24 protein-coding genes and 2 pseudogenes are annotated in these 21,939 nt (G+C 69.3%); 11 read left to right on the plus strand and 15 right to left on the minus strand.

Annotated elements, in window-relative coordinates; translation table 11 throughout:
• Positions 1 to 75 precede the first annotated feature (75 nt).
• From ACT4N3_RS08350 to ACT4N3_RS08370, 5 genes are all read right to left on the minus strand, one after another.
• Complete coding sequence (locus ACT4N3_RS08350) at positions 76 to 246, minus strand: CsbD family protein (protein ID WP_444854758.1); 171 nt, start codon at positions 244 to 246, stop codon at positions 76 to 78.
• Positions 247 to 309: 63 nt separating this feature from the next.
• Positions 310 to 960, minus strand: coding sequence for a protein-L-isoaspartate(D-aspartate) O-methyltransferase (locus ACT4N3_RS08355; protein WP_444854759.1), 651 nt, complete (start codon positions 958 to 960; stop codon positions 310 to 312).
• A gap of 78 nt (positions 961 to 1,038) precedes the next feature.
• The gene (locus ACT4N3_RS08360) at positions 1,039 to 1,443 is read right to left on the minus strand and encodes a hypothetical protein (RefSeq protein ID WP_444854760.1); all 405 of its coding nucleotides are present in this window, start codon (positions 1,441 to 1,443) and stop codon (positions 1,039 to 1,041) included.
• Between the two features lie 146 nt (positions 1,444 to 1,589).
• On the minus strand, positions 1,590 to 1,793 hold the full coding sequence (locus tag ACT4N3_RS08365; RefSeq protein ID WP_444854761.1) for a hypothetical protein: 204 nt from the start codon (positions 1,791 to 1,793) through the stop codon (positions 1,590 to 1,592).
• A gap of 60 nt (positions 1,794 to 1,853) precedes the next feature.
• The gene (locus ACT4N3_RS08370) at positions 1,854 to 2,648 is read right to left on the minus strand and encodes a bifunctional sulfur carrier protein/thiazole synthase protein (RefSeq protein WP_444854762.1); all 795 of its coding nucleotides are present in this window, start codon (positions 2,646 to 2,648) and stop codon (positions 1,854 to 1,856) included.
• A 93-nt stretch (positions 2,649 to 2,741) separates the two neighbouring features.
• Here ACT4N3_RS08370 and ACT4N3_RS08375 point away from each other — a divergent pair, with 93 nt between their 5' ends.
• A complete protein-coding gene (locus ACT4N3_RS08375) occupies positions 2,742 to 3,185 on the plus strand; it encodes a hypothetical protein (protein ID WP_444854763.1) in 444 nt (147 codons plus the stop codon).
• Here the strand turns inward: ACT4N3_RS08375 and thiS are convergent.
• Positions 3,185 to 3,466, minus strand: a pseudogene (gene thiS / locus ACT4N3_RS08380) (sulfur carrier protein ThiS); the annotation flags it as partial. The gene ACT4N3_RS08375 and the pseudogene thiS sit on opposite strands and share 1 nt — an antisense overlap.
• Here thiS and aroQ point away from each other — a divergent pair.
• The 3 genes from aroQ to accC are packed head-to-tail and all read left to right on the plus strand — an operon-like array spanning position 3,447 to position 5,750.
• Positions 3,447 to 3,887 (plus strand): type II 3-dehydroquinate dehydratase, encoded by a 441-nt coding sequence (aroQ, locus tag ACT4N3_RS08385; protein ID WP_444854764.1) that lies wholly within the window; start codon positions 3,447 to 3,449, stop codon positions 3,885 to 3,887. The pseudogene thiS and the gene aroQ sit on opposite strands and share 20 nt — an antisense overlap.
• Positions 3,888 to 3,921: 34 nt before the next feature.
• Entirely contained in the window at positions 3,922 to 4,398 is a 477-nt protein-coding gene (gene accB, locus ACT4N3_RS08390) for an acetyl-CoA carboxylase biotin carboxyl carrier protein (protein WP_444854765.1), read from the plus strand.
• Positions 4,398 to 5,750 (plus strand): acetyl-CoA carboxylase biotin carboxylase subunit, encoded by a 1,353-nt coding sequence (gene accC, locus ACT4N3_RS08395; RefSeq protein ID WP_444854766.1) that lies wholly within the window; start codon positions 4,398 to 4,400, stop codon positions 5,748 to 5,750. The genes accB and accC overlap by 1 nt, the downstream gene beginning before the upstream one ends.
• Here accC and ACT4N3_RS08400 read toward each other — a convergent pair.
• The gene (locus tag ACT4N3_RS08400; protein ID WP_444854767.1) at positions 5,747 to 7,015 is read right to left on the minus strand and encodes a PepSY-associated TM helix domain-containing protein; all 1,269 of its coding nucleotides are present in this window, start codon (positions 7,013 to 7,015) and stop codon (positions 5,747 to 5,749) included. The two genes, accC and ACT4N3_RS08400, sit on opposite strands and share 4 nt — an antisense overlap.
• Positions 7,016 to 7,156: 141 nt before the next feature.
• Between ACT4N3_RS08400 and ACT4N3_RS08405 the strand changes: the two genes are divergently transcribed.
• The 5 genes from ACT4N3_RS08405 to aat are packed head-to-tail and all read left to right on the plus strand — an operon-like array spanning position 7,157 to position 11,554.
• A complete protein-coding gene (locus ACT4N3_RS08405) occupies positions 7,157 to 7,729 on the plus strand; it encodes a LemA family protein (protein WP_444854768.1) in 573 nt (190 codons plus the stop codon).
• A 5-nt stretch (positions 7,730 to 7,734) separates the two neighbouring features.
• Positions 7,735 to 9,717, plus strand: a complete 1,983-nt coding sequence (locus ACT4N3_RS08410; RefSeq protein ID WP_444854769.1) for a DUF2207 domain-containing protein — start codon at positions 7,735 to 7,737, stop codon at positions 9,715 to 9,717.
• Positions 9,714 to 10,055: an arsenate reductase (glutaredoxin) gene (gene arsC / locus ACT4N3_RS08415; RefSeq protein WP_444854770.1), complete on the plus strand. Its 342-nt coding sequence runs from the start codon at positions 9,714 to 9,716 to the stop codon at positions 10,053 to 10,055. The genes ACT4N3_RS08410 and arsC overlap by 4 nt, the downstream gene beginning before the upstream one ends.
• A 9-nt stretch (positions 10,056 to 10,064) precedes the next feature.
• Complete coding sequence (locus ACT4N3_RS08420; protein WP_444854771.1) at positions 10,065 to 10,805, plus strand: ParA family protein; 741 nt, start codon at positions 10,065 to 10,067, stop codon at positions 10,803 to 10,805.
• A 32-nt stretch (positions 10,806 to 10,837) separates the two neighbouring features.
• Positions 10,838 to 11,554 (plus strand): leucyl/phenylalanyl-tRNA--protein transferase, encoded by a 717-nt coding sequence (aat, locus tag ACT4N3_RS08425; RefSeq protein ID WP_444854772.1) that lies wholly within the window; start codon positions 10,838 to 10,840, stop codon positions 11,552 to 11,554.
• A 35-nt stretch (positions 11,555 to 11,589) separates the two neighbouring features.
• Here aat and ACT4N3_RS08430 read toward each other — a convergent pair.
• The 8 genes and pseudogenes from ACT4N3_RS08430 to ACT4N3_RS08465 form a co-directional block, all read right to left on the minus strand.
• A pseudogene (locus ACT4N3_RS08430) lies at positions 11,590 to 11,982 on the minus strand (DUF2155 domain-containing protein); the annotation flags it as partial.
• A complete protein-coding gene (locus ACT4N3_RS08435) occupies positions 11,979 to 12,365 on the minus strand; it encodes an NADH:ubiquinone oxidoreductase subunit NDUFA12 (RefSeq protein ID WP_444854773.1) in 387 nt (128 codons plus the stop codon). The pseudogene ACT4N3_RS08430 and the gene ACT4N3_RS08435, both read right to left, overlap by 4 nt.
• A gap of 32 nt (positions 12,366 to 12,397) precedes the next feature.
• Positions 12,398 to 13,567, minus strand: coding sequence for a class I SAM-dependent RNA methyltransferase (locus ACT4N3_RS08440; protein WP_444854774.1), 1,170 nt, complete (start codon positions 13,565 to 13,567; stop codon positions 12,398 to 12,400).
• Positions 13,564 to 14,946 (minus strand): NAD(P)H-hydrate dehydratase, encoded by a 1,383-nt coding sequence (locus tag ACT4N3_RS08445; protein WP_444854775.1) that lies wholly within the window; start codon positions 14,944 to 14,946, stop codon positions 13,564 to 13,566. Before ACT4N3_RS08445 ends, ACT4N3_RS08440 begins: the two co-directional genes overlap by 4 nt.
• Positions 14,943 to 15,293 (minus strand): hypothetical protein, encoded by a 351-nt coding sequence (locus ACT4N3_RS08450; protein WP_444854776.1) that lies wholly within the window; start codon positions 15,291 to 15,293, stop codon positions 14,943 to 14,945. The genes ACT4N3_RS08445 and ACT4N3_RS08450 overlap by 4 nt, the downstream gene beginning before the upstream one ends.
• 254 nt (positions 15,294 to 15,547) lie before the next feature.
• Entirely contained in the window at positions 15,548 to 16,321 is a 774-nt protein-coding gene (locus ACT4N3_RS08455) for a 4-(cytidine 5'-diphospho)-2-C-methyl-D-erythritol kinase (RefSeq protein WP_444854777.1), read from the minus strand.
• Between the two features lie 3 nt (positions 16,322 to 16,324).
• Positions 16,325 to 17,941, minus strand: a complete 1,617-nt coding sequence (locus tag ACT4N3_RS08460; RefSeq protein ID WP_444854778.1) for a tetratricopeptide repeat protein — start codon at positions 17,939 to 17,941, stop codon at positions 16,325 to 16,327.
• A 25-nt stretch (positions 17,942 to 17,966) separates the two neighbouring features.
• Positions 17,967 to 19,616, minus strand: coding sequence for an electron transfer flavoprotein-ubiquinone oxidoreductase (locus ACT4N3_RS08465; RefSeq protein WP_444854779.1), 1,650 nt, complete (start codon positions 19,614 to 19,616; stop codon positions 17,967 to 17,969).
• A 129-nt stretch (positions 19,617 to 19,745) separates the two neighbouring features.
• Between ACT4N3_RS08465 and ACT4N3_RS08470 the strand changes: the two genes are divergently transcribed.
• Together ACT4N3_RS08470 and ACT4N3_RS08475 are read left to right on the plus strand one after the other, a co-directional pair.
• Positions 19,746 to 20,429: a uracil-DNA glycosylase family protein gene (locus tag ACT4N3_RS08470; RefSeq protein ID WP_444854780.1), complete on the plus strand. Its 684-nt coding sequence runs from the start codon at positions 19,746 to 19,748 to the stop codon at positions 20,427 to 20,429.
• On the plus strand, positions 20,426 to 21,939 hold a 1,514-nt coding region (locus ACT4N3_RS08475), incomplete at its 3' end, for a transglycosylase SLT domain-containing protein (RefSeq protein ID WP_444854781.1). The genes ACT4N3_RS08470 and ACT4N3_RS08475, both read left to right, overlap by 4 nt.

Genomic DNA, 21,939 nt, shown 5'->3' on the forward strand with positions numbered 1-21,939 from the left:
TGGCGACGGGCTAGGCCGCAACGAAAAGGACCGCCTCTGGCTGAAGGCGGCCCTTTCCTCGCGGCTTGGGTAGGCTCAGAGCTTGTCGCCGAACAGGCCCTTCACTTCGCCCTTGGCCTTCTGGAAGTCGCCCTTGGTTTCCTGCGCCTCGCCCTCGGCTTTGGTCGCCGGGTCTTCGCTCTGCTGCTTGACCTTGCCGATCGCCTCGTTCGCGGTGCCTTTGACCTTGTCGGTGAGCTCGCCCATCGCCTTGTCTCCGTTGAAGAATTCAGACCGTGAGGAAACGAGCCATCCGGGCGGCGGTTCCGCTTATCCCTTCCATCCTTCCGCGCCGATCAGCGGCACGAAGCGCACCGCGCCGAGATCTTCCTGCTCGAACGCCTCCTCGCCGACCCGGACGACCTTGACCAGGCTTTGCACCACGTGCGCAGCGCCGATCGGCATCACCAAGGCGCCGCCGATCGCGAGCTGCGCCTTGAGCGCATCGGGCACATGGCTGCCGCTGGCGGCCGCGAGGATGGCGTCATAGGGCGCCTCGTCCGGCCAGCCGGCCGAGCCGTCGCCATGGACGATGCGCACATTGTGATAGCCGAGCCGGGCCATCCGCGCCGCCGCCAACCGCGCCAGCTCGGCATGACGCTCGATCGCGATCACCCGGTCGGCGATCCGGCTCATCACGGCGGCGGCGTAGCCGGACCCGGCGCCGATTTCGAGCGCCCGGCCGCTGGCCATCACCCCCGCCGAGTCGATCATCAAAGCAACGATATAGGGCTGCGAGATGGTCTGGCCGGCCTCGATCGGCAGCGGCGAATCGTCATAGGCGAAGGCGGCGAGGCTATCGGGAATGAACGCCTCGCGCGGCACCTCGCGGAGCGCCGCCGAGAGCGCCGGATTGATGATGCCGCGGGCCTCGATCTGCCGTGCGACCATCGCCTCGCGGGCGGCAGCGTGATCGATCATATGGCCCAATAACACGAAGAGCCGCGTTCCGTTGCGAACGCGGCTCCCCATGTCCCGCTTCAGGCGGGCGCGGAAAGGCTATTGGCCCGGCTTGCCGCCGCCATAATCGCCCTGGTCGTCATAGCCGGGCTTGCCGCCCTGATCGTCGTAACCCTCGTCGGCGCCGGGCTTGCCCTCGGGGTAGCCGCCCTTGCCGCCGCCCTGCTGCTGCTCGTCCTCATAGCCGGGCTTGCCGCCCTGATCGTCATAGTCGTCGGCGCCCGGCTTGCCGCCATAGTCGCCGCCTTTTTCATAGCCGCCGCTATCCTGCTGCTGCTCGTCATAGCCGGGCTCGCCGCCATGGTCCTGGTCGCCGCCCTTCTCGTAACCGCCGTCATCCTGTTGCTGATCGTAGCCCGGCTTGCCGACGTCTTGCTGCTGCTGATCGTAGCCGGGCTTGCCGCCGGATTGATCGCTGTCCTGATTTTTCTCGAACTCGCCCATCCCGATTCCTCCTCGAAGCGGCGTCATGCGGCCCGGCGCCGCCGATCACCCTTGCCGATAACACCGCGCGGGGCGGTCCGTTCCGGCGGCGTGATCATAACACAGCCGTTACGAGCGAAAAGGTGACAGACCAAATTTTGGCGACTTCACGCGTCCTGCTCTTCTTTGACGCCGACGCCGTCGGACGAGCCCTGCTCCCCTGTCTTCGCCATGCCGGTGAATTCCTCATCCGGCGACTCGGCGGTGTCGGAAAGGATATCGCGCTGCCCGCCCTCGCCGACCTTCTCGCCAATCTGGAAAGCGGAGCGGTCCTCGTTCTCCTGCCGCTGTTTGGGCTTCTCGATGGTCATCCTCTCTCTCCTCGGCGAAGAAACGAATGGATAAGCCCGGCCGTTCCGGCGGCGGCCGGCTCAGATCAATCCCGCAAGCGGGCTGGACGGATCGGCGTAGCGGCGCTGGCCCATCCGGCCGGCGAGATAAGCGAGACGGCCGCTTTCGACAGCGAGTTTCATCGCCCGCGCCATCAGGATCGGGTCCTTCGCCTCGGCGATCGCCGTATTCATCAGCACGCCGTCGCAGCCCAGCTCCATCGCCACGCTGGCGTCGGAGGCGGTGCCGACGCCGGCATCGACCAGCACCGGCACGTTCGCGCCCTCGACGATCAGGCGGATCGTCACCCGGTTCTGGATGCCCAGCCCGGAGCCGATCGGCGCGCCCAGCGGCATGATCGCGACCGCGCCGGCCTCCTCCAGCTGCTTCGCGGCGATCGGATCGTCGACGCAATAGACCATCGGCTTGAAGCCTTCGGCGACGAGCGTCTCCGTGGCCTTCAGCGTCTCGCGCATATCGGGATAGAGCGTCTTCGCTTCGCCCAGAACCTCCAGCTTCACCAGCTCCCAGCCGCCCGCCTCGCGCGCCAGCCTGAGGGTGCGGATCGCGTCGTCGGCGGTGAAACAGCCGGCGGTGTTGGGGAGATAGGTGTAGCGCTTGGGGTCGATATGGTCGGTGAGCAGCGGCTGGCCCGGATCGGAGATGTTCACCCGCCGCACCGCGACGGTGACGATCTCCGCCCCCGACGCCTCTAGCGCCGCCGCATTCTGCTCGAAGCTCTTATATTTGCCGGTGCCGACGATCAGCCGCGAGCGGAAGGTCCGCCCCGCCACCGTCCAGCCGTCGTCGCTTAGAATTCGACCTTCTGCGTTCACCCGCGCGATATAGGCGCTCGCGCGCGGCAGGAAAGCATGACTTTCGCAAACCGTCGTCACGACTTATCCTGGCGTCCAGAGAAGGAGGTTTGAATGCGGGTCTTGTCGTTGGCCGCTTTGGCCCTGATGGTTCTGACAGCGCCGGCCATCGCCCAGGCGCCCTCGGACGACATCGTTGTGCACGGAGCGGCGGCGCGGCAGGAGATCGAGCGCATCCTTCGCGAGGACAATCTCAACACCGATCGGATGACCCCGCGCGAGGTGGCGGACACGATGGCCGCGATCGCCCGCGGCCGGGCGCCGGAAGATTTCTGGAGCGCCTATCAGACCCACGTCCAGGCCTGGCAGCGTTACGCCGAAGCGGTCGAGCAGACACCGGGCCAGGGCCCGCAGGGCGAATCGACGTTCGGCGCGGAGGGCGCCGCGGGCGAAGCCCAGACCGCGATCCAGACAACCTTCGCGGAGGTCGAGCGTATCGCGCTCCGTTATGGCGCGCGTCTGCCCGCCGCGCCGGTCGACGTGCGGAACATCGCCTAGCCGCCGCCGACGAAGGTCACGATCTCGAAATCGTCGCCATCCTCGACGGTCACGTCGGCGAGCGTCGACCGCGGCACGATCTCGAGATTGCGCTCCACGGCCACCTTGGCTGGCTCCAACCCCAGCTCGAGCGCGAGATCGGCGATGCTGATCCCCGCGCGCACCCGCCGGTGCTCGCCGTTGACCCGGATCGAGATCGTCCTTTCTTCCACGTCACCACCGGTTGGACGAAAAGGGTGCGCGCTCCTATAGCGGCGCGCCATGGCGAAACCACCCGTCATCTATGTGCTGAACGGCCCCAACCTCAACCTGCTCGGCACCCGGGAACCGGAGGTTTACGGAGCCGATACGCTGGACGACATCGCGACCCGGCTGGAGGACAAGGCCAAGAGGCTCGGCCTTGCGATCGACATGCGGCAGTCGAACCATGAGGGCCATCTGATCGACTGGCTGCACGAGGCGCGCTCGAAAGGCGCCAAAGCGGTGATCCTCAACCCTGGCGGGTTTTCGCACACGTCGGTCGCGCTCCACGATGCGGTGCGCGCCGCGGACGTGCCTGTGATCGAGATTCATCTCTCCAATCCGGCGGCGCGCGAGCCGTTCCGCCATATCGCGCTGACCGGCGCGGCGGCGCGGGGAATGATCGCCGGCTTCGGCGCGCTCGGCTATGAGCTCGCGCTGGACGCGGCCGCGCGACTCTGACAGTGCGCGTGGCGCAAACGGGGATTGCGACAAGATGAGTGACGAGAACGACGACACCAATGGCATGCGGGTCGACGCCGACCTCATTCGCCAGCTCGCCAATATGCTCAGCGAAAACGATCTCAGCGAGATCGAGGTCGAGGATTGCGGCCGGCGGATCGTGGTCAAGCGCAAGCTGAATGTCGTGGCGAGTGCGCCGCTCGCCGCTGCGCCGGCCGCCGCGGTTACAGCCGCGCCAGCGCCGGCGGCCGAGCCTGCCGCGCCGGCCGAGAGCGGCGGCGAGCCCGTCCGCTCGCCGATGGTCGGCACCGTCTTCCTGTCGGCGGAACCGGGTGCTGCTCCCTTCGTCGCCGCGGGTCAGCAGGTGAAGGCCGGCGAGACCCTGCTGATCATCGAGGCGATGAAGGTGATGAACCCGATCACCGCGCCGCGCGCGGGCACGGTGACGAGGGTCTGTGTCGCCGATGCTCAGCCGGTCGAGTTCGATCAGACGCTGGTGCTGATCGACTGATGGCAATCGAGAAGGTCCTGATCGCCAATCGCGGCGAGATCGCACTCCGCATCCACCGCGCCTGCCACGAAATGGGGATCAAGACGGTCGCGGTCCATTCGACCGCCGACACCGAGGCGATGCACGTGCGCCTCGCCGATGAGGCGATCTGCATCGGGCCGCCGCCGGCGAGCGAATCCTATCTCAACATCCCCAACATCATCTCGGCGGCCGAGATCAGCCATGCCGACGCGATCCATCCCGGTTACGGTTTCCTCAGCGAGAACGCCCAGTTCGCCGAGATCGTCGAATCGCACGGAATCATCTGGATCGGCCCCAAGCCCGAGCATATCCGCACAATGGGCGACAAGATCGAGGCAAAGCGCACCGCCGCCAGGCTGGGCCTGCCGCTCGTCCCCGGCTCCGACGGCCCGGTCGAGGATGTCGCCGAAGCGAAAAAAATAGCCGCCGATGCTGGCTACCCGGTGATCATCAAGGCGGCGTCGGGCGGCGGTGGGCGGGGAATGAAGGTGTGCACGAGCGAGGACCAGCTCGAGACGCTGATGATGCAGGCCGGCAGCGAGGCCAAGGCCGCGTTCGGCGACGCCACCGTCTATATCGAGAAATATCTCGGCGATCCGCGTCATATCGAGTTCCAGATCTTCGGCGACGGCAAGGGCAACGCGATCCACCTCGGCGAGCGCGACTGCTCGCTGCAGCGCCGTCACCAGAAGGTACTGGAAGAGGCGCCCTCCCCGGTGATCACGCCGGAGGAGCGGGAGCGTATGGGCGGCATCGTCGCCCGGGCGATGGCCGAAATGGGCTATCGCGGCGCCGGTACGATCGAGTTCTTGTGGGAAGCCGGCGAGTTCTTCTTCATCGAGATGAACACGCGCCTCCAGGTGGAGCATCCGGTCACCGAGGCGATCACAGGCCTTGATCTTGTGCGCGAGCAAATCCGGATCGCCGATGGGCACTCGCTCACGCTTCGCCAGCAGGACGTCAACATCCGCGGCCATGCGATCGAATGCCGGATCAACGCCGAGGACCCGGTGACCTTCGCGCCGTCGCCCGGCCTCGTGCGGCATTATCACGCGCCCGGCGGCATGAACACGCGCGTCGATAGCGGCCTTTATTCCGGCTATCGCGTGCCGCCTTATTACGATTCGATGATCGCCAAGCTGATCGTCTACGGCACCACCCGCGCCGGGGCGATGCGCCGGCTGAAACGTGCGCTCGGCGAGTTCGTGATCGACGGCGTCAAGACGACCATTCCCCTCCACCAGCGCCTGCTGGAGGCGCCGGATTTCCAGTCCGGCGACTATACGATCAAATGGCTGGAGGAATGGCTGGCGAAGGACGCCGAGGCCTAGCGCACCGCCTTCATCCAGAGCGTCAGGGCCACGATTGCCGACACTATCCATGCCCCGATGAAGACGATCGCCGCCGTCGGCACCACCGGCCAACGCCCTTCGGGGCCGTAGTCCATGATCTCCAGCCAGCCGTAGCGGGCGCTGACGATCAAGATGGCGAGCGTCGCGGCGTAGCTGAGGAAGATCGGGGTCCGGAGCTGCGTCTCGCCTCGTCGCCGCTGCCGTTTCACGTGCAGGTAGGCGCCGGTCAGCGACAGGCCGGACAGGATGATTCCGAACAGGAACCAGGGAATCTGGCTCCACAAGCCGCCAAAGTCGCCGAAATGGAGCGGATCGGCCATTTCCGTCCAGCGATCGAGCGCGGAGAGGTCCGCCACTTGCTGGACCTGCAACACCCGCGCGCCGTCGAAAGTGGTCAGCACGCGCGCCCCGCGGTCGCGGGTGAACAGCGATCCGTCCTGCCCGTTCACTTCGACGGCGACCGGGCCGATCGTGACCGAGCGGGCGGAAAACCCCGGATAGGCGCGCTCCGCGGCGGCGATCGCGGCGGCGAGGTTGAGCCGCCGGTCCGCGTCCGCCGCGACGACCGGCAATTTCCCCTCGTCGAACGTCGGCGGGAGATAGAATTCGACCAGGTACCAGATGCCGGTCGCGGCCATGAGCGCAACGAACCACAGGCTCCAGACACCGCCGGCCTTGTGCACGCTGCTCCAGAATATTTTCGGCCCACGCCGCCAGTCCAGCGCCCAGAAACCGCGCCACCAGCGTTTGTAGAAGACCAGGCTCGTAATGAGCTGGAGCAGCAGGATGATCGCCATCGAGGTGACAATCAAATCCCCCGTCCCCGCCCCGCCGAACTCGTACAGACCGACGAGGAACAGGTTGCGGTGGAAGCTGCGGAAGAAGCGCTGGACGTTGAAGAAGGTCGTGTGGGCGATGATCCGTCCGGTCGCCGGATCGGCGTAGAGGTGCCGGAGATCGCCCTCCTCGTCCGTGCCGACGATCGAGATCGCCTGGCCCGGGCCGGAGGGCGCCTGCAGGGCGATGTCGGCAATGTCCGGCTGCGCCACGATCGCGGCATCATAGGCCGCGTCCCAGGCAAGCGTGTCGCTGTGCGCCGCCTGGAGCGACGGGTTGACCAGCAGGTCCACCTCGTCCGCGAGCACGGCGAACGTCCCCGACCAGCAGACGACGAACAGCATTAGCCCGGCGGTGAGGCCGACCCAGCTGTGCCAGACGAACCAGAGCCGCTTCAGCGCCTTCATCGCGTCGCGTGGATTCCCCTCCCTTGCCGCGCCGAGGGCGGCCTCCGGTTAGTGGCCGACTTGCGAACCGTTCGCAATCGCCGATCATCGACTCGGCCCGGCGCGCCTCGTATGAAGACGGCATCGTTCGAGGAGGGGAATATGGGCCTGATCGGTTGGATCGTTCTCGGTGTCGTCGTTCTGCTGCTCTTCTGGGGCGTCGCGATTTACAATGGCCTGGTGCGGCTCCGCGCCCTGGTCCGCGAGGGCTTCAGCGGCATCACCGTCCAGCTCCGCCGCCGCGCCGACCTCATTCCCAACCTGGTCAGCACCGTCGAGGGCTACGCGACCCACGAGCGCGAGGTGCTCGATCAGGTCACGGCACACCGCGCCGACCCCACCTCCGCCGGCGGCGTCGCCGCAACCGCCCAAGCCGATGCCGCCTTTACCGGCCTGCTGGGCCGGTTGATGGCCGTGGTCGAGGCCTATCCGGACCTGAAGGCGGACGCCAACTTCCGCCAGCTGCAGGAAGAGCTTTCGGAGATCGAGGAGCATCTTCAGAGCGCGCGGCGCTATTACAACGCGACGGTCCGCGACCTGAACACCAGGATCCAGTCCTTCCCCAATGTGATGATCGCCGGCCCGCTCGGCTTCCGCGAGGAGGAAAGCTATCAGGACGCCGACGCCTCGATCCAGTCCGCGCCCAAGGTGAGCTTCGGCGCCGCCAAGGCGTGACGCAGGTGGCCGCGGTCCGTTCGACCTTCGCGCTGCTGCTCGCGGCGTTTTTGCTGCTGACGCCGAGCTGGGCGGCCAAGCCGCCGGGCGGCGAGGCGACCGATGTCGCCGCGGAAGCGGAGACGGTTCTCGCCGGCGGCGAGCGCATCCTGTCTTATGCCAGCGACATCACGGTCAATGCGGATGCCAGCCTGGATGTTGTGGAGACGATCCGCGTCCGCGCCGAAGGCATGCGGATCAACCACGGCATCTACCGCGATTTCCCGACCCGCTATGAGCGCGCCGGGCGGACGATACGGGTCGGCTTCGATGTCCAGGGCGTCACCCGCGACGGCCAGAGCGAGCCTTATGCGACCGAACGGATCGACAATGGCGTCAGGGTACGGATCGGCGACGCCAACATCATCGTGCCGCCGGGGGAGCATACCTACGTCCTGCGCTATCGCACGACCCGGCAGCTCGGCTTCTTCGACAGCTATGACGAGCTTTACTGGAACGTCACCGGCAATGGCTGGATCTTCCCGATCGACCGCGTCCAGGCGCGGATCAGGCTGCCGCAGGCCGTCCAGTTCGGCAACCGCGCCATCTACACCGGTGCGCAGGGTTCGACGGCGACCAACGGCGAGGTGGCGTCCGAGCAGCCCGGCGACATCAGCTTCCGGAGCACCGCAGGGCTCGGGTCCTACGAGGGATTCACGATCGCCGTCGCCTGGCCGAAGAGGGTGGTCCAGGCGCCGCCGCCGACCGCGAGCGAGCAATGGCTGTCGGAAGACGGCCCGTTGGGCGCCGCGATCGCTGCCCTGGCTGGGCTGTGCTGGTTCTTCTATTACGCCTGGAAGCGCGCCGGGCGCGGGCCGATCCCGGGCACCGTGGTGCCCCTGTTCGAACCGCCAGAGGGGATGAGCGCGGCCGAGGTCCGTTATGTGAAGCGAATGGGGTTCGACAATCGCTGCTTCGCCGCCGCGATCGTCGAGAGCGGCGTGCGCGGCAAGGTCAGGCTCGTCGAGGGCGAGAAGGGCTGGTTCTCGGGCAGCAAGATGTCCATCGAGCGAACCGGCGACCCAGCCGACATGCCAACCGCCGAACGGGGAATGCTGAACGCCCTGTTCGTCGGCGGCGACTCGATCGAGATGGACCGCGCCAATCACGCCACCTTCCGCGCCGCCCAATCGGCGCTGCAGAGCGATTACGACGCGCGCCACAAAGGAAATCTGTTCCTCGCCAATCTCCACTGGTCGATCGTCGGCTTCATGCTGCTGCCGGCCGCGATGCTGGCGATCGGCGCGGCGATCGTGGCGGTGGATCCTTATGCGCGGCGTTCGGACAGCCTGATCCCGCTGTTCGGCGTCGGGCTGGTGCTGCTCGCGATCTGGCTTGTCTACAAAGCGCGGCAAGTCGCGACCAGCGGCTGGAAATGGCTGTTCGGCGCCGGCGCGGCGGCCGTTCTGGTCGCCGCGGGTTTCGTCCTCATGATGACCTTCGCGCTGCTGGAAGGCGTGGACGGCATGGGCTGGATGTTCGCGCCTTTGCTCGCTTTGCCTCTGGTCATCTCCGCCTTCTGGTGGATGGGCGCACCGACCAAGCGCGGCCGCGCGGTGATGGATCGCATCGCCGGCTTCGAACAATATCTGTCGATCACCGAGGAAGAGCGCTTCGAGGCGCTGCATCCGCCGGAGAAGACGCCCGAGCTGTTCGAGCGCTATTTGCCTTATGCGATCGCGCTCGACGTCGAAAACAGCTGGGCCTCGCGCTTCGCCGGCGTCCTGGCCGCCGCGGCCGCGGACCCCAGCCGTCAGGGCGGCCACATAAGCTGGTATTCCGGATCGAGCAGCCCGTGGACCAACGTCAACGGCTTCACCGCCGCGGTCGGGGCGACGCTGGCGAGCAGCGTCGCCTCCGCCTCGACGGCGCCGGGGTCGAGCAGCGGCTCCGGCGGCGGCGGTTTCTCCGGCGGCGGCGGTGGAGGAGGCGGGGGCGGCGGCTGGTGAAGGCGAGGATCTACCACAACCCGCTTTGCGGCACGTCCCGTACCACGCTGGCTTTGCTCGAGGAGGCCGGCGCCGACGTGGAGGTCATCGAATATCTGAAGACACCGCCGACCAGGGAAGAGCTGCGCCGCCTTTATGAGGAAGCGGGCATCAGCCCGCGCCAGGGTCTTCGTGCGAAGGAGCCGCTGGCGGCCGAGCTCGGGCTGCTCCACGCCGACGACGAGGCCATCCTGGACGCGCTGATCGCGCACCCGATCCTGATCGAGCGCCCACTGGTCGTAACCGAAAAGGGCGTGCGCCTCTGTCGGCCAAGCGACATGGTGCGCGAAATCCTGTAGGCGGAAACGATGCGGACGATCGCGGTCTACAGCCTGAAGGGCGGCGTCGGAAAAACCACGCTGGCGGTCAATCTAGCGCTTTGCGCGGCGGCGGCGGCGCGGCGCACCCTGCTCTGGGATCTCGACGCCCAATCGGCGGCGAGCTTCCTGCTCGGCGTCACGGCGGCAGGAGCCAAAGAAGCGAAGGCGGTGTTCGCCAAGGATATCGACGCTCGCAAGCTGGTCCAGCCAACCGCCTTCCCGCGCCTCGACCTGCTGCCCGCCGACGCTTCGCTGCGCGGCCTCGATCGCTTCCTCTTCGGCCTCGACAAAAGAAAGCGGCTGGCGAAGTTGACCGAGCAGCTCGGCCATGACTATGACCGGATCATCCTCGATGCGCCGCCTGGGCTCACCGAGACCAGCGAGCAGGTGCTGCGCGCCGCCGATCTGGTGATCGTCCCCCTCATCCCCTCGCCCTTGTCGCGGCGCGCGTTCGACGAGGTCGCCGCCTTCCTTGCCCGTCATGCGATCCGGCGCTCGCCGATCCTGCCGGTCTTCAACATGGTCGATCGCCGCCGCAATATGCACCGCCAGGCGCTCGAGGAGAATCCCGGCTGGCCGGCGGTGCCGATGGCAAGCGCGATCGAGGCGATGAGCGCGTGGCCGGGCGAGATCGCCTTGCCGCCGTCCAGCACGCCGGCCGGCGCCGCCTTGGCCGCTTTGTGGCGCGGGATCGAAAAGCGGTTGGCGCGGCTCGACCGCGCCGATTGACGCGCGCCGCCCGGCCATCAATGCCGGATGCAATGGTGATCGACCCGGACCTGCTGCTGCGCGCTTATGCGATCGGCGTCTTTCCGATGTCGGACGGCCGCCACGCGCCGGATGTCTTCTGGGTCGAGCCCAAGCGACGCGCGATCATCCCGCTGGACGGTTTTCGCCTCTCGCGTTCGCTGCGCAAGGCGGTGCGATCGGATCGCTTCGAGGTCAGCCACGACCGCGCCTTCGCCGACGTTGTGCGTGCCTGCGCGACCCGGGCCGACACCTGGATCAACGCCGAGATCGAGGCGAGCTATGCCGAGCTGCATCGGCTGGGCCACGCCCATTCGATCGAGGTGTGGGAGGACGGCGCGCTGGTCGGCGGCCTTTACGGCGTCAGGCTCGGCGGCGCGTTCTTCGGCGAGAGCATGTTTTCCAGGGCGACGGACGGGTCGAAGGTGGCGCTGACGTGGCTTGTCGCGCGGCTGAAAGTGGGCGGCTTCGCGCTGCTCGACTGCCAGTTCATGACCGAGCATCTGAAGAGCCTCGGCGCGATCGAAATCGCGCAGGACGACTATCTGGCGCTGTTGGACTCGGCGCTCGGCGCCGCGGGCGGCGGCCTGTTCTCGACCGCGGGCGCCGGGCGGCGCGGCGCGGGCGTGGGCGCCGCGGAGTTCGAGGCGCTCGACCGGCTGCTCTCCGAAGCGCCGGGCGATTCGCCGCCGGGATGGGTCATCGCGCAGCTCATCGGCCAGACGTCGTAGATCGGGTGCTCGATCACGTTGAGTGACGGCGTCTCCCTGTAGAGCCAGCCGGAGAAGACGCGCTGATAGCGTCCCTCGCGGTTGCGCACGTCGAGTTGGACGAAGGCGCCGGTCAGTTGCTGCACCTCCCAGGGCGTGGTCGTCTCGCAGGCGCGCAGGCGGACGATCACGTCGCCCGAGCGCGCCGCCTGGCCGGGGCGCAGGCTGAACTCGCGCCACTGGCCGTTGCGCTTGTTGAGCAGGCGCAGCGTCGCGACCCGCTCGGCCATCGGCGTGGTACCGGGCGCGAGCCGGGTGACCGTCTGCGGAATGTCGACGGTCTCCACTTCGGTCGCATTCTCGCCGGCCCGGTTCACCTCGGGCGCGCCGGTCGGCCCGCAGGCGGCGAGCGCGGCGAGCGCGACCAGGCCAATAGGCGACCGGCTCATGCCCCGTCGGGCGTCCAGGCCTGATAGTCGCCGGTCGCGGCGGCGCGCCGGCCGCCCTGCTCCAGCGCCCCCGGCGGGCGATAGGCCTGGCGCGTGCCGGTCAGGTTGGGCATCGGCGCGCGCAGGAATTTGGGCGGCGGCGGCAGAACCTCGTCGGGCGCCCCGTCCAACTGACCCGTCAGCCAAGCATACCATTCCGGCGGCACGCGGCTGACGTCGTTCGAGCCGGCATAGATCACCCAGCGCCGGCCGTCCTTCTTGCCCGTGAAATAGCGATTGCCGAAATGATCCTCGCCGACGCCGCAGCCATGCCGGCGGCTGTGCCAGGCGGTGGTGACGCTGGCGCCTTCCCACCAGGTGAAGAGGTTCTTGAACAGGCCCATTGCGGGCCTGCGCCTAGCCCCGATGACCGGCCTCACGCAAGCGCGACGCGGGAAAAGGAAGCGGCGAGCTCGACATGGACCGACCAGCGGAACTGGCCGACCGGGCGCACCCAATCGAGCCGGTAGCCGCCCGCCGCCAGCCGCTTCGCGTCGCGCGCGAACGTCGCCGGATTGCAGGAGACATAGGCGATGCGCGGGACGCGGGATGTAGCGAGCCGCTCGACCTGCGCCTCGGCGCCGGCGCGGGGCGGATCGAGCACGACCGCGCCGAACCGGTCGAGCTCCGCGGGGTCGAGCGGCTGGCGGTAGAGATCGCGATGCTCGACGAAGACCGGCTGGCCCGCGGCGCCCGCCGCGACCTTGAGCGCCTGGGCCGCGTCCCGCGATGCTTCGGCCGCATAGATCCGTGCGCCGAGCGCCAGCGCGAAGGTGCCGAGGCCGGCGAAGAGATCGGCCACCGTCGCCGCATCGCCAACCGCCTCGCGCACCGCATCGACCAGCGCTTCCTCGCCGTCCGCCGTCGCCTGGAGGAAGGCGCCCTGCGGCAGGCCGACTGCCACGCCGCCGAGCGTGATTGTGACCGGTACGGGCTCCCATCGGGTCTGCGCGCCATAGCCGTCGTCCAGGCTGAGCCGGGCGAGCTGGTGGTTCGCGGCGAAGGCGCCGAACGATTCGGCGGCGGCGAGATCGTCGGCTGCGACCCCGCCCAGCAGCAGATCGACGCCCTGATCGGCGAGGGTCAGGGTCGCCTCCGCCCGCCCCTTCAGCAACCGGCGGAGCGGCGCGACCAGGGCGAACAGTTCCGGCCTCAGGATATGGCATTCGCGCATATCGACGATGCGGTGGCTGGCGGCGGCGTTGAAGCCGACCGCGCCGCCCATCGCCTTGAGCGTCGCACGGCGACGGCTGCGCGGCGGCGAGAGATGCGACGGGCGGATCTCCGGGATCGACACGCTCTGGGCCGCAAGCGCTCCCGCCACGCGATCGACCAGATAAGCCCGATAGGCCTCGTCATCGACATGCTGGAGCTGGCAGCCGCCGCATTCGGGAAAGTGCCGGCAGGGCGGAGTCGCATGATGCCGGCCGGGCGTGACCGCGCCCGCCTCGTCGACCACGTCGCCCGGCGCGGCGAGCGGGACGTAGCGGCCGCTGGTCGTGACGCCGTCGCCGCGCGCGGCGATCCGGACAACACGCTCGCTCACAGGCAGTCGGCGATCGCCGCGGGCAGATGCCGGATCAGATCGTCCGCGATCAGCCCGGGACCGGCGAGCTCCGCCGCGCGGCCATGCAGCCAGACCGCCTCGCAGGCGGCAGCGAAGGGATCGCCGCTGGCAGCATAACGGGCGGCGACGATGCCCGCATAGACATCGCCCGTGCCCGCGCTCGCCAGCCAGGGATGGGCCGAAGGCGCAATCGCGGCGCGGCCGTCCGGCGCGGCCACGACCGTATCCGGGCCCTTGTAGACGACAACCGCGCCCGAGCGCGCGGCGGCGGCGCGAGCGCGATCGACCTTGCTCCCTTCGCCTTTGCCGAAGAGCGCGACGAACTCGCCTTCGTGCGGGGTGAGAATTGCGGGGCGGACGCACGCAGCCAATCGATCCATCCTGTCCGCGACCATGCGCAGCGCGCCGGCGTCGAGCACCAGCGGGTGCCCCGAATTAAGCGCGCCATCGAGCAGGGTCTGATCGTCGCCGGGCAACATGCCTGGGCCGAGCAGCAGCGCGCCGATCCTCTTGTCGTCAAGCCGGTCGAGCGGCTCGCCGGGCTTCTGGACGATTGCGGCTGGCACATTGCCGACTCGCTCCCGCGCCTGCAGCCGAACCGTCCCGGCTCCGGCGCGCACCGCTGCCGCGGCGGCAAGCGCGGCGGCGCCCACCATGCCGCCGGCAATGACGGTGACCAGCCCGCGCGAGAATTTATGATCGTCGGGGCCGGGCGCGGCGATGTGCGGGCGGCCGATCTCGGTCAGGTCGCTCGCTGCGTCGATACCGATATCGGCGACGACGATCCGCCCCATGTGGCGCGCTGCCGGCTGGAGCAGGTGCGAGGGCTTCAGCGTCTGGAAGGTTGTGGTGAGATCGAAATCGGGCACCGGCGACAGGATGCGCCCGTCGTCGGTGGCGACGCCGCTCGGCAGGTCGACCGCCACCCGCACCCGCGCCGCGGCGGCGAGCGCGCCGAGCCGTTCCGACAGCGCCGCGTCGAGCGGCCGGGCGAGGCCGGTGCCGAACAGGCTGTCGATCAGCAGCGGCGCCGGCGCAGCGCCTTCGAGCGTCTCGGTCTCGCCGCCCCAGGCGACCCGTGCCGCCCAGGCGGCTTCGCCGTTCGGCTCGCCGGTCGCCGCGACGCGCACCTTGACGCCGCGCTCGACCAGCGCGCGCGCGATCACATAGCCGTCGCCGCCATTGTTGCCCGGCCCGCACAGGATCAGCGCCTCCAGCGGCCCGGCGAAGCGCCAGATCGCCTCCGCCGCCGCCCGGCCGGCGCGGTCCATCAAAGTCTCGACGCTGGTCCCGGCCGCGATCGCCGCTTGCTCCGCCGCGCGCATCTCGGCCGCGGTCAGGATCGTTCGACCGGTCATCGCCGCATGGTGGCCGGCAGACGGAAGCGGTCGCCGCCGATCTCGACCTCGATCCGGGCGCCGTCAAGGATCGTCACACGCGCCGGCTCCGCCCCGTCGGCCGCGATCACACCGCGCCCATCGCCGACGATCCGCAGCCGGCGAAAGCCGCCGTCCGGCTTGCGCAGGACAAGGATCGCACCGCCCTCGCCTTCGCGCTCGAAGGTGCAGCTGCGCTCGAACTGCGCGTTGCCGCCGAAGCGGCACTCGATCCGGTTCCCTTCGTCCTGGGTCACGCCATAAGTCGGCGCGGCGCGGTCGCCGCAGCCGGATAGGCCGGCGATCAGGAGAAGGGAAAGGCGACGCATGGCGACGGATTCTGGCGCGCCGCGCGCGCTTTGTCGCGAAAAAAGAAAGGCCGGGCCGCCCCGAAAGGGAGCGGCCCGGCCAAAGGGGGGCGCGGCGCCCGTCCGGTGGCGGCGGGGACCGCGGGCGAATGTCGGCGCGATACACGCGCCTCGACTCGTCGGCCGGCGCGGAGCAAGCCTTGTGCCACGACGGAATCCTGCGGCTTCAGATGGTTAACGGCGGCGCGAACCCGTGCCGAAGCGGGATCGGTGGGTCATCTGAGACGGGATGTGAGTGTCCACCAAGAGGGCTGATTGCCTACGATACGGACCTGCGCTTCGTCACGATCAGCCTCGTTTCCAAACAACCCGAAACAGGTGGCGCCGGAGCCAGACATGCGCGCCAGGCTCGCACCGGACAGTGCATCGAGTGCTGCGCCGATCTCTGGAACAAGGCGGCGAGCCGGGGCTTCGAGATCGTTGCGGCCGTTGCGCCAATCGTCGAGCGGAGCCCGATCGACGCCGTCCCAGGCGGCGAACACCGCAGCGGTCGACAGCGTGATGCGCGGATTGACGAGGAGGACCGGCGTTCCGGCCAGCCCGTCATCCTCGATGAAGGTCAGCCGATCCCCCCGGCCCTCCCCGCGCGCGGTGCGGCTGGCGAGGCAGGCGGGGACGTCGGCGCCGAGCGACGCGGCAATTTCCGGCAAATCCTCCCGGTCGCCGCCGAGCAGGCGCAGCGCCGCCGCCGCGTCGGCCGAGCCGCCGCCGATCCCGGAGGCGACCGGCAGGTTCTTTTCCAGCGTCAGCGCCATGTCGGCCACGCCCAGCGCGCGGGCGGCCTTGAGGACCAAATTGTCCGGCTCGTTGGCGAGGTCGGCGGCGAACGGGCCGGTCACGCGCAGCGACAGCCCGTCGCCCGGTTCTGCGGTCAGGACATCGCCGTGCTCGCAAAAAGCGAAGACCGTCTCGATCCGGTGATAGCCGTCCCGCTCCCGCGCCCGGACGTGCAGGGCCAGGTTGAGCTTGGCGAAAGCGGTTTCGCGCAAGGCTCAGCGCGCGGCGAGCGCGGGGGTGAGGCCGGTGTCGATCTTCGCCTCGAGCCGCGTCCGGTCCGCGCCTTCGGCATGGACCCGCGCCGCCGCCCAGGCGAAGCGCGCCTCCACCCGCCGGCCCATCGCATAATAAGCGTCGCCGAGATGCTCGTTGATCTCGACATCGGCGGGCGAGGCTTCGGCGGCGCGCTCCAGCAGCGCCAGGCCCTCCTCGCGCCGGCCGCGCAGGAACAGCGCCCAGCCGAGCGAATCGGTGATGGCGGCATTTTCGGGCGCGAGCCGGTGCGCCTCGCGGACCAGCCGCTCCGCCTCCTCCATATTCTCGCGCCGCTCGAGCTGGGCGTAGCCGAGATAGTTGAGCACCAAGGGCTCGGTGGGCGCGAGGCTGTAGGCGCGCTGGAGCGCGGCGCGCGCCTGCGGCCAATCCTCGGCCTCGTCATGGGCGCCGCCGGCGAGCAGCCAGAGCGTCCATTCGGGCTGGGACGCGTCGGTTCGCGTTTCGATTGCGCGGGCGAAGGCCGTCGCCGCCTCGCGCGGCCGATCCATCGCCATCAGCACCTCGCCCAGGCGGACCTGATCGGACGCGGTCGCGCCGGCTGCCGTCGCAGCGGCTTGTGCCGCTTGAAGCGCCTCCTCATTGCCGCCGCCGGCGACGAGCAGGCGGATGCGCTGGTCGCGCGCCATGTCGGCGAACGGATCGTCGGCCGCGACATGGCCCAGCATCTCGATCGCCGAGGCACGCCGGTCCTGCTGGCTGGCCAGCTCGGCCGCTATCATCCAGCCGACGCCATTGTCCGGCGCGAGCCAGGTGGAAAGGCTGGCGAAGGTCGCCGCGACGGCGCCGACCTGTTGGCCGTTCAGGTCCAGAGCGATACGCTGAAGTATTTCGGCCACGCCGGAGCGGGCGTCGTTGACCGCGCCGGGGATCGGGCGTCCGCCCTCCAGCGCGCTCCGCGCAGCGCGGGTCGGCGCGTCGTCGCCCTGCAGCAAGGCGATCGCGTCGGTGCGGTCGCCACGGCGGGCGAGCGCCGCCGCCGCCGCGAGGCGCAGTCGGAGCGCGCGCGGCCCGGGGCCGCCGATCACCCGCGCCGCCTCCAGCGCCTCCGGCCGCCGCGCGGCGATGAGCAGGAACGGCCGTTGCTCGTTCACATAGCCGGCGGTGAGTGGATCGACGCCGCCGCCGGCCGGCAGCAGGGCAATCGGATCGCCCTGCCCCGAGCCCTGCGCAATCCAGGCGCGGAGCACCGGAACGGCGAAGGCGAACAAACGATCGCGCTCGATCGCGTCGAGCTGGGTCCGGGCGCGCGCCCAATCCCGCTCCCGCACCGCGTCGGCGAGCAGCAGGAAGCGCGCGTCGGGCATGATCGCGCCCCGCGCCTCGGTGATCCGCGCCGCGCGCACCGCGAGCGGCCAATCGCCGGCGATCACCGCATGGCGCAGCGCTTGGCCGGCGACGATCTCATTGTCCGGCGCGGCGGCGAGCGCGGCGGCGAAGCGCGCGCTCGCCTGGGCCATCGCACCGGCCGAGGAGGCCGCGCGCGCCTGGACGTAGGATTCGAGCGCCGCCCGCTCGGTGCGGGCGAATGCGGCGGACGAGCCGGCCGCGAGCAGCAAGGCGACGAGGCCGGCCGCGGCGCGATTACATGTTGGGATAATTGGGCCCTCCCCCGCCTTCCGGAACCACCCAGTTGATGTTCTGGGTCGGGTCCTTGATGTCGCATGTCTTGCAGTGGACGCAATTCTGCGCGTTGATCTGAAGGCGGGGTGAACCGCCCTCGCCCACCACGAACTCATAGACGCCGGCCGGGCAGTAGCGTGCCTCCGGCCCGCCATAGAGCTCCAGGTTAACCTCCACCGGGATCGACGCATCCTTGAGCGTCAGGTGGATCGGCTGGTCCTCGACATGATTGGTGTTGGAGAGGAAGACCGACGACAGGCGATCGAAAGTGATCACGCCGTCCGGCTTCGGATATTGGATCGGCGCCACCAGATCCTTGCGCCACAAGGTCTCGCTGTCCGGATGATGCTTCATCGTGAACGGCAGGCCGATATGGAGCTGGCGCATCCACATGTCGACGCCGGCGAGCAGCGTGCCGATCGTGCCGCCCCATTTCGCGACCAGCGGCTCGACATTGCGAACCTTCCTGAGCTCGTCGGCGATCCAGCTTCCGCGCACGGCCGGCTCATAATCGGCGAGCATGTCGTTCGACCGGTCGGCCGCGATGGCGGCGAAGGCTGATTCCGCCGCGAGCATGCCGGACTTCATCGCGGTATGGCTGCCCTTGATCCGCGGCACGTTCACGAAACCGGCCGAGCAGCCGATCAGCGCGCCGCCGGGGAAGGCCAGGGTCGGCACCGATTGCCAGCCCCCCTCATTGATCGCCCGCGCCCCGTAGGAGACGCGCTTGCCGTCTTCCAGGAAGTGGCGGATCGCCGGGTGCTGCTTCCAGCGCTGGAACTCCTCGAACGGCGACAGCCAGGGATTGCGATAGTCGAGCGCGACGACGAAGCCGAGCGCCACCTGCCCGTTCGCCTGATGATAGAGAAAGCCGCCGCCCCAGGCGTCGTCGAGCGGCCAGCCCTGCGTGTGGATGACGCGCCCCGGCTCGTGCCTCTCGGGGTCGACGTCCCACAACTCTTTCAGGCCGATGCCATAGACTTGCGGCTGGCAGTCGCGCTCCAGCTCGAAGATGCGCTTCAGCTCCTTGGTGAGGTGGCCGCGCGCGCCTTCCGCGAACAACGTGTAGCGGCCGTGCAGCTCCATGCCGGGCTGGTAATCCGGCCTGTGGGTGCCATCGCGGGCGACGCCCATGTCGCCGGTCGCGACGCCCTTCACCGATCCGTCCTCGTTGAACAGCACCTCCGCCGCGGCGAAGCCGGGGAAAATCTCGACCCCCAGAGCCTCGGCCTGGCCCGCGAGCCAGCGGCAGAGATTGCCGAGGCTGAGCGTGAACGTGCCCTTGTTCGACATGAAGCTCGGCATCAGCGCGTGCGGAAAGGGATATTTCTTCTTCTCGGTCAGCACCCAATGCTCGTTCTTCGTCACCGGCACCGTCAGCGGGCTGTCGAGATCTCGCCAGTTGGGCAGCAATTCCTCCAGCGCGCGCGGATCGACCACCGCGCCGGACAGGATATGGGCGCCGATTTCCGAGCCTTTTTCGAGGATGCAGACGGAAAGCTCGCGCCCCGCCTCGGCGGCGAGCTGCTTGAGCCGTATCGCCGCGGCGAGGCCGGCCGGGCCGCCGCCGACGATCACGACGTCATAGGGCATCGACTCCCGTTCGGACATCCGGCTCTCCCCAAGACTCCTGTCGTCGCAAACCGCCAACGGCTTGCAGATAAACGCGGGGTCGGCGGTTGACCAGTCCGGCCGCCGGCGAGTCTAACGCCCGCTTCCGGGGCGGACGACACGAGGGACATGAACGCACAGCTGGCGGCAAGCGCCCTGGCATGGTGGAGCGAGGCGGGCGTCGACACGCTGGTCGCCGAGGAGCCGCGCAACTGGCTGAGGCCGAAAACCGCGCCGACCGCCACGATTTCGCCTGAAGCCGCTCCCGTTCCCGATCTTCCCGACACGCTCGATGCCTTCCAGCTGTGGCTGCGCACCGCCGCCCTGCCCTTCCCGACCATCGGCAGCCGCCTCGACCCGACCGGCGATCCGTTCAGCGGCCTGATGGTGATGACCGACATGCCGGCCCCCAACGGCGGCTGGTTCGAAGCCGAAGCGGACCCATTGTTCGATCGGATGATGACGGCGATCGGGCGCGGCCGCGACCGGCTCTACCTCGCCTCGCTCTCCCCGGCCCGCAGCCCCCAAATGCGGCTCGAGCCCGTGAGCGCGCAGCGTCTGGCCGATATCGCTCGCCATCATATCGGGCTTGTCCGCCCCCGCGCGCTGCTGCTGTTCGGCGACATGTGCGCTCAGGCGCTGCTCGGCGGGAGCGTGGCCCGCACCCGCGGCCGCTGGCACGCGCTGGAGACGCCGGGCGGCTCGGTCCGCACGCTCGCCACGATCCGCCCGGAGCAGGTGGCGCGCCAACCCAGCTACCGGAAGATCGTCTGGGAGGATCTGCAGCTGCTGATGGAGGAGCTTGCACCATGACCAAGGCCCTTCGCGCCCTGCTCGCGGCAGGCATCGCGCTCGCCACGGTGCCCGCCGCGGCTGAGGATGGCGACATGCAGGCGGCGCCGGTTTCGCGGCCGTTCGCCATTCCGGCCCAGCTCAGCCCGTCCGAGCGCGAGCAATATCTGCTGATCTTCGCCGATCTACGCGCCTCCAACTGGGCGAGCGCGGCAGGGCGGCTCGACGGGATGCGGCCGGGCGTGCTGCACGACCTCGCCCGGGCGATGCTCTACACCATGCCAGGCTCGCCGCCGGTCGAGCTCTCGCCACTGATGCAATTGCTCGAGCGCGCGCGCGAGCTGCCGCAGGCCGCCGACCTCGCCCGGCTCGCCGCCGCGCGCGGCGCGACCAGCCTGCCCGATATCCCCCGGCCGCAGGCGCTCGCCGGCCTGCCCGGCCAGCCGCGCCGCATCCGTCCTCGCCCGATCCGCGGCGACCGCGCCGCCGATGCGCTGGAGCCTTTGGTCAACCCGCTCCTCGTCGCCGATCAGCCGCGCGAGGCCGAGGCGATCTTCGTCGCGCGCAGCGCCGATCTGACGCCCGAGGCCCGCACCGCCATCCAGCAGCGGATCGCCTGGGTCTATTTCCTCAACGGCTATGACGGCGATGCGCGCCGCGTCGCGGAAGAAGCGCGGCAGGGGCCGACCGAATGGGCGCTCCACGCCGACTGGGTCGCCGGGCTCGCCGCCTGGCGGATGGGCGACTGTACCGCCGCGGCCAGTCATTTCGGCATCGTCGCCGCGCGCTCGTCCGACATCGAGCTTGCCGCCGCCGGCCACTACTGGACGGCCCGCGCCGACACCGCCTGCGGTCATCCGGAGCGGGTGCAGGCGCGGCTCCAGACCACGGCCCGCTATGGCGAGACCTTCTATGGCCTCCTCGCGCAGAGCGCGCTCGGCGTCCGCCGCGCGCCGGCCCATCTCGATCCGCTGAGCGCCGAGGAATGGCGCGCGCTTTCCGGCCGTCCGAACCTCCGCGCCGCGGTGGCGCTCGCCGAACTGGGCGACAACGGCCTCGCCAGCGATCTCATCCGCCACCAGGCGCGGATCGGCGGCGCTGGCGAGCATGAGCGGTTGCTCCACCTCGCCGCCCGCCTCAACCTCACCGCGACCCAGATGTGGCTTGCCCATAACGGGCCGCGCGGCCAGCGCACCGACACCCATGACCGCTATCCCTCGCCGACCTGGCGGCCACAGCAGGGATGGCGGGTCGACCGCGCCCTTGCCTTCGCGCACGCGCTCCAGGAATCCAATTTCCGCACCGACGCGGTGAGCCCCGCCGGGGCGCGGGGGCTGATGCAGGTCATGCCCGGCACCGGCCGGCAGATGGCGCGATCGCAGGGGACGAGCGTGTCAGCCGGCCAGCTGCTCGTGCCGAGCGTCAACCTGGAATATGGCCAGGCCTATCTCGAATATCTGCGCGACTTGCCCTCGACCGGCGGCCTGCTGCCGCGGGTGATCGCCTCCTACAATGCCGGGCCGGCGCCGAT

This window comes from Sphingosinicella sp., from assembly GCF_052388015.1.
Classification (GTDB): Bacteria; Pseudomonadota; Alphaproteobacteria; order Sphingomonadales; family Sphingomonadaceae; genus Allosphingosinicella.